The sequence below is a fragment of the Halorientalis brevis genome, from assembly GCF_023077655.1.
This window is the reverse complement of the sequence record NZ_JALLGV010000002.1, coordinates 21232-35381: the sequence shown is the minus strand read 5'-3', so window position 1 is coordinate 35381 and position 14150 is coordinate 21232. Positions and strand designations below refer to the sequence as shown.

Below are 14150 nucleotides of genomic sequence, written 5' to 3'. Positions count from 1 at the left end.
TACGCACGCACTTTTTGATAAGACCGGGTCGGGCTGGCCCGCCCGACGCACTACCCGAGAAGGGCATCGCTCGATGCTTGCCCAGAATAGTACAGCCGTCGACGCGGGTACGTCCCGCCGTGCTGCTCGCGACGGCCCACCAGAATCGAGGGCCCTGGAAGTGGCAACCCACACTGGTGCCCACCGTTCAGCCGCCGGGAGAGCGAGGTCTCGACGCCCGCGAGGGCCGTGGGACCGGCCCGAGCGCCCGACATGACGGGCCGACGAGACCGCCTTACGGAGGCCACACGAGGATCGCACCGACGAAAAGAAACACTGGGGAGAGGACCGCTCCCCAGAGGAGATTGGCTAGGAGATGCGTTCGGATTGCCCCCCACGAGTCCGGTGAGAGATAGCAGTCGCCGAGAACCCCACCAGCTGGCCGGAGTCTCCAGTCCCCGGTCTCCGTCTCCAGAGAGACCTTCCCGAACAGACGAACAGTGTCACCCGATTCGATCACCCTCTCATCGACACACAAGGTATGAGAGAAGATCCGCCCGTCGAAGACGATCGGCTCGAACGACTTCCCGTGTGCATCGAGAAAGTCCGTCAGTGAAGCTGGTGGGTCGCTGTCCGCGCCGAAGGCACGCCCCGTCTCGCTGCGCATCCCGTGTTCGATGATCGTTGGCGACTCACCCGGGTCAACCACGAGTGACTCACCAGTGACTACCCTGAACGGGACCCCGCTTCGCTCAGACGGATAGTCGGTGAAATGCCCCCACGGAAGGCCACGGATCGTTTCCCGCAGTCGGAGTTCCGTTTCGCGGACGACTGCAGGCCCATTGAGGACAGTTTCGACCCGTTCGGATTCGGCATGAACTTGCCCTTCGATCTTGACCCAGATGGCACCAGCTACTGATTCTGGCCGCCCCCGAGACTGGGGGAACACGTAACGCAGGAGGGTCACTCCCGTCTTCCCCACCCCCAGAACACCCGCGAGACCAAGTGTTAGCACAACAGCCCCGAAGAGTATGCCGACACCGTGCGCCAGAGTAACAGGATGCCGTGCGACCAGACCAACCCCGACACAAGTGATCAGAACGGATCCGAATGCGATGGCGCCGGGCCGCCGCTCCATATCTCGACAATAATTTAACCTGACATAAATGTCTAGTCCGACGATTCCCGCCGGCACATGATCGAGACTCGTATTGCCCCAATGATGTGGCCGTGAGACATTATTTCTACGACACACTGTCACGCTTCGGGTACCGTCCACACGCCGGCGTCTGTCGTCATTTGCGAACCCGATAGTGCAAACCGTCCAGCCGCCGGGAGGGAGCGAGGTCTCGACTTGCGCGAGGGCCGTGGGACCGGCCCGAGCGCCGAGCGACCGTCGGAGGGACCGACGGCCCCGGAGGGACCGACCTCCCGCTGCGGGGCGGTCGCGGACTGTCGACACCTGCCGGGACACTGCCCCATCACTGGCTCCTCGTTTCCCTCCGATCACAGGCCGCCGAACACACGTGGTGCTCCGGCCCCCACCCGTCTCTCTCGCCACGACGTGGCGCTCACTGTACCGGGTGTCAGAGTGTACTCCCCACGAGGAGGTCGTGGCTGCGCGCGCAGTGATCGCGCGGCCGAACGCCGTGAGGCCGCGACGAGCGAACGGGTCACGACGTGACCCGTGAGCAGCGAGCACGGATCGGAGGGTGGGGCGGTGGGTCGCGGGTGGTCTGGCCCGCATAACAAGAAAAGAGGGTGGATCCAGCCTACCGCAGCCGCCCACCGTCGGTCGCCCGTTCGAGCACCGTCGCCGGTGCGACCTGCCCGTGACGCGCCCGGTAGGCGTCGTGAAGTGCCCGGGAGTACCGCGAGACCCGCGTTGTCGTCGTCGGACACACCCGGCTGCCCGCCGCCACCACCGCGGCCTGCGTGAGCGCCTTCCCGTCGGTCAGCCGGTCAGCCGCGTACACCGCCGACGCCGCCACCGTCACCCGGGTCGTCCCCGGGCCGATCGGCTCCGCGTCGGCAATCCCCATGAGGTAGCGCCCGAGGCGCGCGTATGCCAGCACCGTCTCGGTCGCCAACTCGTCGTCCAGCCCGGCGAGCACGGCGTCCACGACGGCCGGCCGCACCGGGGGCACCTGGCCGACCAGCCCGCACTCCGTCCGGATCTTCCGGGCCGCCGCACACGCCCGCTCGTGGCTCGTCTTCGCGTAGTGGGCGATACGCTCGGGCTCTCGCTCGAACCCAGCCGCTCTGGTCGCCAGCAACACCGCGCCGCAGGCCAGCGACTCCCAGGCCATCCGCCCGCCAGCGAGCCACTCGGCGTCCGCCCGGCGCATGTATCGGGCCGCGTCCTCGCCGACCCAGCGTGGGAGATCGGCGTTCGTGCTGATGTTCTCGACGTCCCGGAGCGCGTCGGCCAGCCGCCGTTCGCGATCCGCCAACCGCTGGTGGAACGTCCGCATCCGGCCGAGTCGTCGCCGCCGGTCCGTCGAGAGTGGGTTCCCGTTGCCGTCCATCCCGAGGTCCATCCGCGACCCGAGGCCGTTGTCAACCCGGAACGCGGTGGTGGGTTCGATCGCCCACTCCTGGGGACCGCTCACCCTGGTCGGCCCGTGGACGCTCGGCGTCGGCGTCCGTGCCAGGTCGTCGCGCCGCACGACCAGGCCACAGTCCCGACAGAACGTCTCGACGTCGTCCGCGATCACCCGACTCGAACACGCTGGGCACTCCGTGTGGGTCGTCTGCTCGTCCGTGTGGTTGTCAACTGCCTGTGCAGCCGAAGCTTCTTCACTGATCTCGATGTTAGAACTCATTGGATCTCACTGATCCGAAGGCGCGAACGCGCCGACGCCGCGATGCTACCACATCGCGGGGTTTTCCGGACACAGACCGACGAGTCACGACTGCGCTCTCGCTCGCGCCTTCGCGAGCGCCCCCTCTGGGCGCGAGCGAGAGCGCGGCCACGACCGGCCACAGCCAGCCGCGCGCGAAGTCTCACCGAGCGAAGCGAGGTGAGGCTCGAGACACGAGCCCCGCGAGTGTCTCGGTGGCCAGCCCCGTCCGAGCGTCCAGCGGAGTAAGCGTGGGGGTGAGCACCCACGGCGCGCAGCCCCCGCGCTTACCCGCTGGCGGCGAGACCACATGCCCGGCCCCGCCCGCTCTGCGAGCGGGCGCTCTCGGCCCGGAATGGTCGGTCGCGAGGGACGCGAGGCCCGACTGGAGGGAGGGCCTCGGAAGCGAACGGGCACTGCCCGTGAGCGAGGACGGGGCGTCTGGCCGCCCGAGCGCGGCGAGCCGTCACGACACACCGATCATCCACATCTCTCAACTCCCCGACCAACCCACGTCCTGGCGGACTGAACGGGCGAGGCGGGCGAGGTGCGACCGCAGGGCGCACCTCGCTAGCGAACGGGGAGGAACGACCCGTGAGCAGGCTCGCGTTCACCTGGTCGCCTGGGCGGGCCACTATCCGAGCGGAGCGAGGATATCCCGGCCAGCGACCGCGAGCCCGCCGAGGGCGTTCGGCACACTATCTGCGATGAAGTGAATCGCCGGGTCTCACACGTGATCGACCCGTGAGTGAGCCGGTCGAGCGGTGTTCGATCCAGCGCCGGGCCAGCGCCGTCGATAGTGGATGCGACACCCAGCCTATCACAGGGAGAGGAGTACTCGGAGCAATTGAGCAGTGAGTGTGGATTGCCCACCGACGTCGGCATCAGCAATCGCTCGTATTGCAGAGAGGCTGCTGCAGACACAGCGCATAGTCAGCACTCACGATCGTCTGTCAGAATGAGAGGGCGGTGATCAGTACAGGGAATGAATTACCCGTGTGGGTATCGTATCGACTCTGTATGCCTGAAGACGTTCTGTTCAAATCAGAGAGCGACCAGAGTCGAGAAGAGATTGCATCGTACCTTCGGAACGTCGCGGATAATCTCGACAGCGGAGATGCTATCACCCTGAAAGCAGGCTCCGAGTCTGTAACGCTGAATCCGCCTGCCCGACCGACCTTCGAAGTCAAAGCTGAACGCGAAGGGCCGGCTGGCAACATGACTGAACGAAGTGTCGAGTTCGAACTCGAATGGGACGAGAACGACGGTGAGGAGGGTGGCGAAAGTGGGCAGTTAGAAATCGAGTAAAGCGAGTACAGCCCCAGGGTACTCGTCATGATCGTCGTCGATCTGTTCGAGAAATCGACGCACTTCGTCGAATCTCGCTCCGAGCCGCACCTCGTCTTTGGCCCTGTCGAACGTGACGAACCCCGCATCCGCTAACTCGGGAAGGAGGACGTGATGGAGTTCGTAACAGACCGGAAGATGCTCCTCGTAGTCAAGCGTTTCACCCTCACGAAGTATCGGATCTGCAGGCCTCGAACCATCTCACAGGAGGGCATGTAGTACTCGCCACTGTCGTGCTGACAACATTCGTTCGAGTCGATCACCGTGACAATATTCGTCACCCACGGCCACGGTACCTGCTACCAACCGGATACCCTCGCAATTGGTCACTCCGAGTGCTCGTTCTTTTCGACTTCAGTGACGATCACGTCCCAGTCTGGATGTTCGGCTCCATTCCGACATTCGAATCCGCCTTCCACGTCGATTCCATTCTGATAGGCCGTGATAAGGAGCGTTTTTAGCTCCGCATTCAATTCCGCTTTCGACGTAGGCGGAGTCTCCGCAGACGTCATCTGCCCGCGTTGCTCCCGGATTTCTCCGCTGTTGGTTCGTGTCCTGGTGTGATACTGACCACACCGTAGCTGTGCACGGTTATCGCGTGGTCCTCGTGTGTGAACGTAACGTGGCTATCTCCGGACGTCCCGGGACGAACGCGGACGAGCGCATCCAAGGCGTCAGGATCAACCGTAGAGTGGAGCGGATCCAGTTCAACCGGGTCAGCGTCCATCACTCCCGCCAGCGTTGCGATAGCAGCCATGCTTGCGGGCGTCTTCGCCTGATCAAACTGGGTACGAACAGTCCCAGAGTCCTGATGATACTCGACCGCTTCGATTCCGACCCCAGACACCAGTGCGTCCATATCTACCCAAGCTAGCGGTCTTACTCGGTTTAGCAGAGGTACTGATTATACAGAAGGTTTAAAAGTACATCCGCCCGAACGGTCACGCCAAACTGGCGAGCGTCCCTCCAATGAGGCGTCGATGCCCGCGTCGGAGTCGTGACGAAAGCGATTGCTGGGTGATACCGAGTTCCTCAGCGATCTCTTCGAGCGACGCCTCGCGCGGGGTGTCGAAGTAGCCACGCTCGTAGGCCAAGACCAGCGCCTCGCGCTGGGTGTCGGTCAATTCGTAGCCTTCCCCCTGGATCGGGAGCATTGCGTGGACAGCGGTGATCTCTATCGGGATGTCGTTATCCTGGCAGTCCTCTCGAAATTCAGCGATTGCTTCCTGACTCTCGCCGCGCACCTCGAATCGCCACTCGTCTTTCGTTCCGATCCCAGTGAGCACAACGACGTTGGCCTTGGCCAGGGCACTCAGGACGCCAAAGTACGCTTGCTTCCACTCTGCACGCATGAGATACTCGTCCTCGATGCTATCGACCAGTCGGATGTCCGTCACGCCCTCGTGTGGGTCGAACGCGGCTTCGATGTCCTCGGTTTCCACACCACGCACCCAGAAGTACGGGACGATCAGCGTCTCGTGTGGAATCAGTCGCTCCAGTTCAACCGTCACTCCCGGCAGGTTCTCGAAGACACTCCCCAGCGGAAACTCCGCTGCCGGGCTCGTAAACGCCATCACGGTCGCCATGTGGGAGTCTTCGTCCAAGAGACCGATAATTGACGTGGCTGGTGTATCATGGCCCCGAGACAGGCCAAAGTACGGTCGGGAGAGAGAATAGCGAAGTCCGCGAGCAGGTAGGGCTGATTGAATGCTGGTGGGCATGGTACACCATGTCATCTCCTTTTGTAGGGCCCTGAACAACCTAGTCTCACAAGAGAGTATGAGTGTGATCGCGGAGGTTCGAATTCCACCCAACGACTTCGAGCTCGGGCAGATTCTCGATCTTGACGAGGCGTCGGCTATCGAACTCGAAACGCTCGTCCCGAGTGGGGACGTTACTGTGCCGCTCTTTTGGGTCTACGAACCGGTCGAAGACGGCTTTCTCGCTACCGTCGAACGCTATCCGACCGTGAATAACGTAACGGAGGTGGACGTGTTCGAAGACAGGACCCTATTCAGACTCGATTGGGATGCGAGCCAGGATCATCTCTTAGGGTGTATTCTGGACCACGAGGGGCAAATTTTGGGTGCGACAGGAACATCTGAAGGCTGGGATTTCGAGATTCGGTTCTCCCGTCGCGAGTCATTGAGTCAGTATCGGACGTGTTGCGAGGACGCACACATATCGCTGGAGATTATCAGTGTATACAATCCCACGAATCCCGGGGCTGGTCCGTGGTACGGCTTGAGCAAGCCACAACGGGAGGCGCTCATGCTTGCCGTTCGGATGGGTTACTACGACATTCCCCGAGGCTGCACCACCGAAGAACTCGCGGACGAACTCGAAATTTCTGATCAAGCAGTGACGGAGCGGCTGCGTCGTGCCATCGGTGCGTTCACACGGCATGCACTCATCACCCCCGAGCCCGAACCGTAAGTGAATCGGCTGGTTCCATTGTACATCATGGAATAGAATCAGGCAGTTGGGGCTCCGCTTTGTGAGTATGGATGAGAATGTAGAGCGAGGGGTATCTGATCGACAGGGGATCACCGAGTTCTCCAGGCCTGCAGAACGAGAGCGACCGATTTCCCCCGAGAGGATTCTATCGGCAGTCGGGAACGAACACCGACGGGCGATCCTCAACTCACTGACCAGCGCATCCAATAAGACATTGAAATACGAAGCGCTCGTCGACCGCGTTGCAGACAGGATTCGAGACGAAGACGCAGAGCGAGAGTCTGACGAGCATCGTCAACGCGTCCGGATCGCACTTCACCATACCCATCTCCCAAAACTGGAAGACGTCCGGATAATCGACTACGAGGCTGAAACGGGCCACGTCCAGTTTGTTGGCGGTGAACTGGAACAAGACCTCCTGACACTGGTAGGGTCACCCGATGCCAACGAGTGAATGAAGTGCAGTATCTAGGATGATTAGCTCTGCTGTCGATTCGATTCGGCAACTACTGTGAACGGCGGGTGAGGATGTCACACTCAGAAGCTACGCACTGCTCTGACTCTGCGACTGGAGGGTAATACCCAGCGGGTAGGGTAGCCATCGAGAGGTGAGCTGGACGTCGTGTATTCACCCACCGAGCCACCAGCCGTAGAGTTGTTCCTGCTCGTCCGTGTCGGGATGCTTCTTCGACTGGCCGTAGGTCTTCCCCTTGAGGAGCTGGCGTTCGACTGCGTTCGCTGCGAGACGGAGGGCGTGGGAAGCACCGTAGCCTTCTCCGTCGGCCGTGAAGTATCCGCGGTCGGTGACCAGACGAATCCGTGCCAGCACTAGCGGCACACCCCGGCTTTGTTCCTTATGCGCCTGCAGTTCGATGCTGGCCTTGATTACGCTCATCTCACCGTACTTCGAGGTCATGTCCTCAATCAGTGCGGCGACGCCGTCGTAGTCCATTCCCTCGAGCAGGTCGAGCCCGAACACCTGCACGGCGTTCCGGTCGTCGCGCTCCCAGGTGAGCGCCTCGATGACGTCCGTTTTTGTGATGATACCGACCGGCTCGTCGGTGTCACCGGCCGTGACGACGAGCGAGGAGATTTCCCGCTCGAACATCGTCTCGACGACCTCGTCGAGCGGGGCGCTCCGTTCGACCGTCGCGGCTGCGTCGGACATCAAATTCCGTACCGGAAGATCGAGCATTCGGTCAGCATCACCCTCGCGCGCGCCGAACCCACCGCGGTTCTGCCCACCACCGCCGCGGCCACCGAAGCCGCTCGACGACCCACCCTGGCTCTTGCTACCGCCTCGCGTCGTGAACTCGATGACGTCGTACAGGCTCAGCATTCCCGCGAGATCGTTCCCATCGACGACCGGGAGATGGGCGATTCCGGCGTCTCGAAGCATATTGAGCGCTTTTCCGAGAGTGGTGTCGGGGTCTGCACTGATCAACTCCGCCGTGTAGGCGTCGTCGACAGTCACCGCATCGAGAAACGGCCGGACCGCCTCGAGCACGGCATCGCCGGTCACTACACCAACGACACGGTCGTCGTCGAGCACGGGGAGCGTTTTGGCGTCGCTCCCGATCATGAGCCGCGCGACCTCGCGGACATCCTCAGTGCGGTCGACAGTCGGGACGTGCTGTACCTGTGAGCCGACTTTCGCAGACGGCTGGTTGGACGAGGAAGCTAGCTGTCGACGACTAACGACACCGCGATACTCGTCGCCGTCTGTTACGATGACGGCATCGAGTTCCTGATTCTCGAACGCCCCGGCGACCTTCGAGAGCGGTGTGACGATGTCGAACTCCGTGAACTTTGTCGAAAGAATCTCTGAGATATCCATGTGTAACTCTCTACTAGAAGGGACGCTGGACGGTTATCAGTAGTTGCTAGTACGGTTTTCTTATTCAGTGACTGGCTGAAACATAGTATTTAAAACCCGTGCATTTTATCATTATTTTGACTTTATAGTGCGTCTGTGGTCTGACCGCTGAATTTTCTCAGAAACAGATGGTGTTCTGAGCGGCGTGATGAATAGACAGCGCGTATCTCGCAAGAGATGGTCGACCGCCTGCTCCTGAAATCGGCCAGTTCAGAGGATCAGTTTCCCAGAGAAGTCCGTTCGATTCGGCATGGACGAGTGAGACAGGTGATAAGTACGTTGCATCTATTTCGCTGTCTGTGCTTTCCGATCGCCACGAGCTCCGAGCCAGAGTGTCACCGTTCCAGTTATCACGACCATGCCTATATTGAGAACGAGTAAGAGCAGGCCGCCACTGGCCTTGGCAGGCGCTCGTGACAGTAATGTTATTCCCCCAGCAGCTGCGGCCGGGACGAGTGCGAGGGCCGCGACGACGCCGACGAGCGTGTCTTGCCGTTCCTTGTCGGTCGTTATCCCCGCTGCGATACCCGCCGCAGCAGCAGCAACGACGCTGTACCAGCCGGCCGTAATGCGTTCCTCAAGTAGTGGTTTGTCGATGAGGTTCTCTGCAGGTGGGAGAACGCCTGTGATGTTCAGAGTCACCGTCGTCACGATAGCCCCCGCAGTCGCAGCGAAAAGACCGACGAACGCGACCAAGGTCCCGAATCCGGCTCGATTCAACCGGTTTGCAGCAAGGCCAGCGGAAACGAGTTCCAACGGCGTCAATGCCGGGGCAATGACCATCGCGCCGATGAGGATTGGAATCGAGTTGGTGAGGAGAGCCACGCCAGCAAGCACTCCGGACATCGACATCAAAACAAGATACGACGTATCAAGGGTGACCTGTTCGTACTTGTTCTCGCACTTTTCGGTAAGCGGGGCTCTGGGAGACACATGAAGAACCACGGGCGTGTCGGTTGAAGCAATTGCGACTATGCGAGAGTGTTTAATAAGGGAACTCAGTCCGTAATATGCCACTTTTATGCGCCCTGTCTCCCCGCTATATCGGTCACGCTGCTTTTGACAGGGAAACGGTAGTCGAGAGCGCTTATGCAAGATGGAGGGCGCGTATCTCGCAGATGTATTCGCTCAGATTTGGTGCAATCGAGTTGGTCAATACAGACGAGTTATCGAACAACAGTTACCGGCACCGGTGAGTGGCGGAACACTTTCTGGGCAACGTTCCCCACGAACAACCGTTCCGCAGGCGATCCACCGTGACTACCGATCACAACAGTATCGAAATCAGCTGCTCGATTGATGATCGCTTTCGCTGGCTGCCCCCACGCAACGTCCGTGGCTATCTCTTTCTCGTGTGTGTGCGCTATCTCTTGCGCTCGGTCATGGACTTGTGATGCGCGCCCCTCCACTGCCTCCTCAAAATCGTCTTCGAGTGCCAGTCCGACCGCTTTTCCCATCATCGCTGAGGGTTCGCCGACGATATGTAAGACCGTGATGTCCGCATCTGGATGCGCCTCAAGCGCGTATTCCAGTGCGTGTTCAGCCATCTCGGAATCGTCCATCGGGACAAGAACGCGGGATATCATAGGAAAATTATGGCTGCCAAAATCATAAACCATTGGTCAGACGCTCATCACCCACCGCTTCAGCGGTGAAACCCGGTGTCAGCCAGCCCTGGTGTCAGAGCCTATAAATTGGAGCCTGACAATGTTGACGCAAGTACGATGGTGGCACTCCTGACCGTCGTCGGTATCCTTGTCGCCGTATTTGTTGGGTTCAACATTGGCGGATCATCCACGGGCGTGGCATTTGGCCCTGCAGTCGGCTCACGTCTGATTCGGAAGACAACTGCGGGGGCGTTGTTCGTTGGCTTTGGCTTTCTCGGGGCGTGGACTGTCGGTCGGAACGTCATCGCGACGATGAGCAGCAGTATCGTGCCGGCAGCCCAGTTCACGCCCATCGCCAGTATCGCCGTTCTGTTCTTCACCGGCGCATCGCTGTTGATATCGAATCTCTATGGCGTCCCAGCCTCGACTTCGATGACCGCTGTGGGTGCCATCGTCGGATTGGGCCTCGCATCCGGCACCCTCAATCAGGCGCTGATGTTCGTTATCGTCTCTGCCTGGATCGTCGCCCCGCTGATCTGTTTGGGTATCGGTGTCGTGGTCGGCCGCTATATTTACCCCTATCTCGACCGCTACATCGCGTTTACGACGTTCAATCTCCACTTCATCCAACTCGACCGATCAGGAGTGATTCCACGGCCGTTCATCAATCCGAACGCATCACTGCAGGATATCGTCGGGTCACTCGCGGTCATCATCATCGGCTGTTACATGGCGTTCTCGGCTGGGGCGTCGAACGCTGCGAACGCAGTTGCCCCTCTCGTCGGTTCGGGAGGTTCGCTGACGGTCAATCAGGGCGTCCTGCTCGCGGTGGGGGCCTTCGGCTTGGGCAGTTTCACAATCGCCCGTCGCACGCTCGAAACGGTTGGAGACGATATCACGGAGCTACCGATTCTCGCGTCACTGATCGTATCCGTGGTCGGTGGCACGGTTATCACCATTCTCTCGTCTTTCGGGATTCCAGCGAGTCTCGCCGTCAGTACGACATCGACGATCATTGGGCTCGGATGGGGTCGAGCAAGTCGGGCAGCGACTCTGGCGGAGTTGGCGACGCCATCGCCAGCCGGTCCGGAAGTAGAAGTCTCGACTGGCGCGTTAGTCACCTCACGCGCCGAGGATGCTCCTGCCAGCCCGACCATCGGGGATATTGCTCGAGAAGAGGAATCGCCCGAGAAGCCAGACGAAATCCCGGACATCCCGGATGTCGGCGCTGAGGGACCGGCGGATCTCGACGAGCGAAGTCTCTTCGACCCGGCGGCGGCCAAGCGTATCGTGACGATGTGGGTGTTGACACCATCGCTGGCGATTGTCGCTTCATACCCGGTGTTCGCGCTCCTGCTATGAGTGATACTTACTGACGTTTACAGTCGGCCGTTCTCAGAAGTGGGCAGTTAGGCCACTGGACCCGACGAGCTGTGTTTGGCAGCATATGACACCAACACACCGCAGCGCTGAGTCCCGTCTTACCCAGCCATGGTTACTCGGTCAGTCAATGAGAAACGCCTATTTTTGCCGTTTGTGACGGTAGATGAGCAGTTCTACTGACCGGTCGATTCATTCGGATCGGTGTGAAACCGACGGTGGCCAACTGCTAACTGTATCCTCTGAATCGGTCACACCGCTAATGACCTAATACATACATATTGGTAGCATCCGGGCGAGAAACTTCCGACCGCAATCGAGGAGCAGGGGCGAGTGCTTCCGACAGAGAGAATCTGCCTCTCGGACGTCGTCGAACGGGCTGGAGTGACTGGAATCACTCCTCGCGTTTGCCGTACGTTTCCTCACCCCAGCCGTAGTCGGACGTTTCGTCGTCCCGTTCGAGGTACTCTTCAAGTGTCTCCTGTACCGCTCGGCCGAGATCATCTAACTCACCGTCAATCATTGAAACCGTGCTCGAACCGAGCGACTCGGGCCCATCCGGTTCCCGATAGTCGGTCGGAACCGTCGGGGCGTCGAAACGAAGACGGTCTTCGGTCGGGTCCCAGTAGAAGTCGAACGCGTGGAACAGGCCAAGGTCGCTGACAGTTCGAACGTGCTCTTCATCGAAATTCGTGTACTCGGCCCACTCGTTGAAGCCCTCTTTCCACGCACCCTCCTGGAGCAGGTCTTCGATGTCTTCGCGGTAGAAGTCCTCTGACCCGAGCGTCTCTTCTTGCCACTCGAAGTCGCGCGGCATCCCTCGGTTCGAGAGGTCTGGTGGTGCCGGAACCTCGATATCGAGCGCCATACCAGTGGAACCACTGGTAGCACAATAAAGCCCAGAGCAGTTCCTAATGAGACGCCTCCATCCCGTTACAGGATAGAGGGCGCGTCTCGGTCACGGGTGGAACGTGACAGCAGTCATTGCCACGGTCGCCCCCGATCGTCGGTTTATATCCCAAGCCACTCGTCGTTTCGGACCTGATATCCGTTCGCCCGACAGAACTTCGCCGCCTCTCGGCGTACCGCCCGGGACGTCGGGAGTCTTTCGTTGTCGCCGATTCGCTCGACGATCCAGTCGCTGATGGCTTGGATCCCTTCATCGTCGTCATCGGCGTCGATCGCTTTGAGTTCCTGGAAGGTCTTCTCGTACGCTCTGCGCTGTGACCAACTGAAATCCGTATTCCGAAGCGTCGTGCTGGCTTCCACGACTCGTTTCATGGCCGCAGCAACTGTCGGCCGCTGTACTTGCACCCCGACGGCAGCTGGCGAGTCGAACGTCTCCTCGTCTGTCTCCGGGACTAGTTCCTCGATACTGTAGCTCCCCTCGACCGATTCGATCTCGCGATCGCCGATCGCCGTGACGAGCTCAGTCCCCGTCGCCGGGAACGTCAGTTCTTCGAGCTCTGCCTCGAAATCGGCGAGTTCCTCTGCGACGAACGGTGGCTCTCTTTCGTCGCCACGCTCCAGTTCTGTGGCAACCTCACGCTCTTGCTGGCGTCTCTCAGCGTCTTGTGCTTGCTTGTCTCGACCGCGCTTATCGTCTGCCATCCCTGGATTTTGGCTCGCCATCCGGATAGCTCTGTGGCCGATCTCTGGTACTCCGGAACGTGTCCGCCGGCCAGCAAAATCGAGTGTCTCGGTCATCGCCAGACAGGTCTGCTAGTGCACTGAACACCCGAGGAATCACTGGTGTTTGAGTGCTGAATCTACCCTCTCTCTCGCACGTCGTTCGTCCCAGAGACGATAGATATTGCCACCCGGCCTTCGCAATCAGTACGTGACTGAGCGAGTCAGCAAAGTGGGGGACACAGGCTCGGTACCGATGCCTCCCGGTCGCCCGGTAGAACTCCCCGAGACTCGATTGCTCGCGACCGGCAACGCCTCCCTGGCGAGCGCGGACCGTCCCTGGCTCGGCGCCGTCACGCCGGCAGTCGGTCGCTCGCCCGCCCGTCGGCGATGGCCTCACCGAGTGCTCCGGTCATCTGCTCGGCGGCGAAGCGCCGGTGGGCGCGCCCGATCTGGTCGCGGTGAGCGAGAGCCCCAAACCGCTGTGCAGTGACCCCACTGGTCTGGGACCTCGTCCGTGAGGGCAGCCCCGTCGACGGAGTGGGACTCGGCTGCCGCCCGATCGAACAGTCGGACGCCGGCCGAGGTGCGGATCACCTCCCACACCGCGGAAGGAGAGGGTGGTGGACTGTGGTGCCCACCAGTCGGAACTCGACACGGTGCAGCCAGCAGGTCGCGGCTGGAGCAGTGATCCCGCAGTGCGAGGCCTCACTGAGGGGCGACTATCGTTCGTCCCCGAACCCATCAGGCTCCCGCCGACTCCCAGTCGCACTCACCACAACCGGATTTCGCCCGCAAGGAGAGGCGTGCACACGGGTTTCCAGGCCTGTGGTGATCGGACGGGCCACCGACCAGAACGCACCACTGCAAGGCACAGCTCATCGTCACACACCCGCGAGAGTCGCTGTCGCGTCGCATCTGCATCCGACGACAGTCCCTCGTCGCCGGTCACCCGGGCCACCTGGAACAGGCCGCGCGAAAATCGCCAGACGGCACGGTTGTGTGGAACCGTCCGGCCGGTCGTGGTGTCTG

General features: G+C 60.8%; 14 protein-coding genes. 4 read left to right on the top strand and 10 right to left on the bottom strand.

Annotated elements, in window-relative coordinates:
• Positions 1-274: 274 nt before the first annotated feature.
• Together MU553_RS04695 and MU553_RS04690 are read right to left on the bottom strand one after the other, a co-directional pair.
• On the bottom strand, positions 275-1117 hold the full coding sequence (locus MU553_RS04695) for a hypothetical protein (protein WP_247376244.1): 843 nt from the start codon (positions 1115-1117) through the stop codon (positions 275-277).
• Between the two features lie 634 nt (positions 1118-1751).
• Positions 1752-2804, bottom strand: coding sequence for a transcription initiation factor IIB family protein (locus MU553_RS04690; RefSeq protein WP_247376242.1), 1053 nt, complete (start codon positions 2802-2804; stop codon positions 1752-1754).
• A gap of 1038 nt (positions 2805-3842) precedes the next feature.
• Between MU553_RS04690 and MU553_RS04685 the strand changes: the two genes are divergently transcribed.
• Positions 3843-4130 (top strand): amphi-Trp domain-containing protein, encoded by a 288-nt coding sequence (locus MU553_RS04685; protein WP_247376240.1) that lies wholly within the window; start codon positions 3843-3845, stop codon positions 4128-4130.
• A 365-nt stretch (positions 4131-4495) separates the two neighbouring features.
• On the opposite strand, the gene MU553_RS23725 is transcribed toward MU553_RS04685, so the two are convergent.
• The 3 genes from MU553_RS23725 to MU553_RS04675 form a co-directional block, all read right to left on the bottom strand.
• Positions 4496-4681 carry a hypothetical protein gene (locus MU553_RS23725; protein ID WP_345893357.1) on the bottom strand — a complete coding sequence of 62 codons (186 nt, stop codon included), beginning with the start codon at positions 4679-4681 and terminating at the stop codon, positions 4496-4498.
• Positions 4678-5028, bottom strand: a complete 351-nt coding sequence (locus tag MU553_RS04680) for a HalOD1 output domain-containing protein (protein WP_282594168.1) — start codon at positions 5026-5028, stop codon at positions 4678-4680. Before MU553_RS04680 ends, MU553_RS23725 begins: the two co-directional genes overlap by 4 nt.
• 82 nt (positions 5029-5110) lie before the next feature.
• The gene (locus MU553_RS04675; protein WP_247376234.1) at positions 5111-5755 is read right to left on the bottom strand and encodes a helix-turn-helix domain-containing protein; all 645 of its coding nucleotides are present in this window, start codon (positions 5753-5755) and stop codon (positions 5111-5113) included.
• Positions 5756-5948: 193 nt separating this feature from the next.
• Between MU553_RS04675 and MU553_RS04670 the strand changes: the two genes are divergently transcribed.
• On the top strand, positions 5949-6605 hold the full coding sequence (locus tag MU553_RS04670) for a helix-turn-helix domain-containing protein (RefSeq protein WP_247376230.1): 657 nt from the start codon (positions 5949-5951) through the stop codon (positions 6603-6605).
• 67 nt (positions 6606-6672) lie between these two features.
• The gene (locus tag MU553_RS04665; protein ID WP_247376229.1) at positions 6673-7080 is read left to right on the top strand and encodes a DUF7344 domain-containing protein; all 408 of its coding nucleotides are present in this window, start codon (positions 6673-6675) and stop codon (positions 7078-7080) included.
• 174 nt (positions 7081-7254) lie between these two features.
• On the opposite strand, the gene MU553_RS04660 is transcribed toward MU553_RS04665, so the two are convergent.
• The 3 genes from MU553_RS04660 to MU553_RS04650 form a co-directional block, all read right to left on the bottom strand.
• Positions 7255-8463, bottom strand: a complete 1209-nt coding sequence (locus tag MU553_RS04660) for a CBS domain-containing protein (protein ID WP_247376226.1) — start codon at positions 8461-8463, stop codon at positions 7255-7257.
• 324 nt (positions 8464-8787) lie between these two features.
• Positions 8788-9435, bottom strand: a complete 648-nt coding sequence (locus MU553_RS04655) for a DUF389 domain-containing protein (RefSeq protein ID WP_247376225.1) — start codon at positions 9433-9435, stop codon at positions 8788-8790.
• Between the two features lie 233 nt (positions 9436-9668).
• Positions 9669-10088 carry a universal stress protein gene (locus MU553_RS04650; RefSeq protein ID WP_247376221.1) on the bottom strand — a complete coding sequence of 140 codons (420 nt, stop codon included), beginning with the start codon at positions 10086-10088 and terminating at the stop codon, positions 9669-9671.
• A 138-nt stretch (positions 10089-10226) separates the two neighbouring features.
• Here MU553_RS04650 and MU553_RS04645 point away from each other — a divergent pair, with 138 nt between their 5' ends.
• A complete protein-coding gene (locus MU553_RS04645; RefSeq protein ID WP_247376219.1) occupies positions 10227-11471 on the top strand; it encodes an inorganic phosphate transporter in 1245 nt (414 codons plus the stop codon).
• 412 nt (positions 11472-11883) lie between these two features.
• Here the strand turns inward: MU553_RS04645 and MU553_RS04640 are convergent, their stop codons facing one another.
• Positions 11884-12357, bottom strand: a complete 474-nt coding sequence (locus MU553_RS04640) for a DUF7992 family protein (RefSeq protein ID WP_247376216.1) — start codon at positions 12355-12357, stop codon at positions 11884-11886.
• 143 nt (positions 12358-12500) lie between these two features.
• Positions 12501-13100 carry a DUF5789 family protein gene (locus MU553_RS04635; protein ID WP_247376213.1) on the bottom strand — a complete coding sequence of 200 codons (600 nt, stop codon included), beginning with the start codon at positions 13098-13100 and terminating at the stop codon, positions 12501-12503.
• Positions 13101-14150 lie beyond the last annotated feature (1050 nt).

Coding starts and splice junctions, on each gene's coding strand:
- MU553_RS04640 (WP_247376216.1), bottom strand. CDS start 12,357: ATGGCGCTCGATATCGAGGTTCCGGCACCACCAGACCTCTCGAACCGA.
- MU553_RS04670 (WP_247376230.1), top strand. CDS start 5,949: ATGAGTGTGATCGCGGAGGTTCGAATTCCACCCAACGACTTCGAGCTC.
- MU553_RS23725 (WP_345893357.1), bottom strand. CDS start 4,681: ATGACGTCTGCGGAGACTCCGCCTACGTCGAAAGCGGAATTGAATGCG.
- MU553_RS04645 (WP_247376219.1), top strand. CDS start 10,227: ATGGTGGCACTCCTGACCGTCGTCGGTATCCTTGTCGCCGTATTTGTT.
- MU553_RS04650 (WP_247376221.1), bottom strand. CDS start 10,088: ATGATATCCCGCGTTCTTGTCCCGATGGACGATTCCGAGATGGCTGAA.
- MU553_RS04665 (WP_247376229.1), top strand. CDS start 6,673: ATGGATGAGAATGTAGAGCGAGGGGTATCTGATCGACAGGGGATCACC.
- MU553_RS04685 (WP_247376240.1), top strand. CDS start 3,843: ATGCCTGAAGACGTTCTGTTCAAATCAGAGAGCGACCAGAGTCGAGAA.
- MU553_RS04680 (WP_282594168.1), bottom strand. CDS start 5,028: ATGGACGCACTGGTGTCTGGGGTCGGAATCGAAGCGGTCGAGTATCAT.
- MU553_RS04675 (WP_247376234.1), bottom strand. CDS start 5,755: ATGGCGACCGTGATGGCGTTTACGAGCCCGGCAGCGGAGTTTCCGCTG.
- MU553_RS04660 (WP_247376226.1), bottom strand. CDS start 8,463: ATGGATATCTCAGAGATTCTTTCGACAAAGTTCACGGAGTTCGACATC.
- MU553_RS04690 (WP_247376242.1), bottom strand. CDS start 2,804: ATGAGTTCTAACATCGAGATCAGTGAAGAAGCTTCGGCTGCACAGGCA.
- MU553_RS04635 (WP_247376213.1), bottom strand. CDS start 13,100: ATGGCAGACGATAAGCGCGGTCGAGACAAGCAAGCACAAGACGCTGAG.
- MU553_RS04695 (WP_247376244.1), bottom strand. CDS start 1,117: ATGGAGCGGCGGCCCGGCGCCATCGCATTCGGATCCGTTCTGATCACT.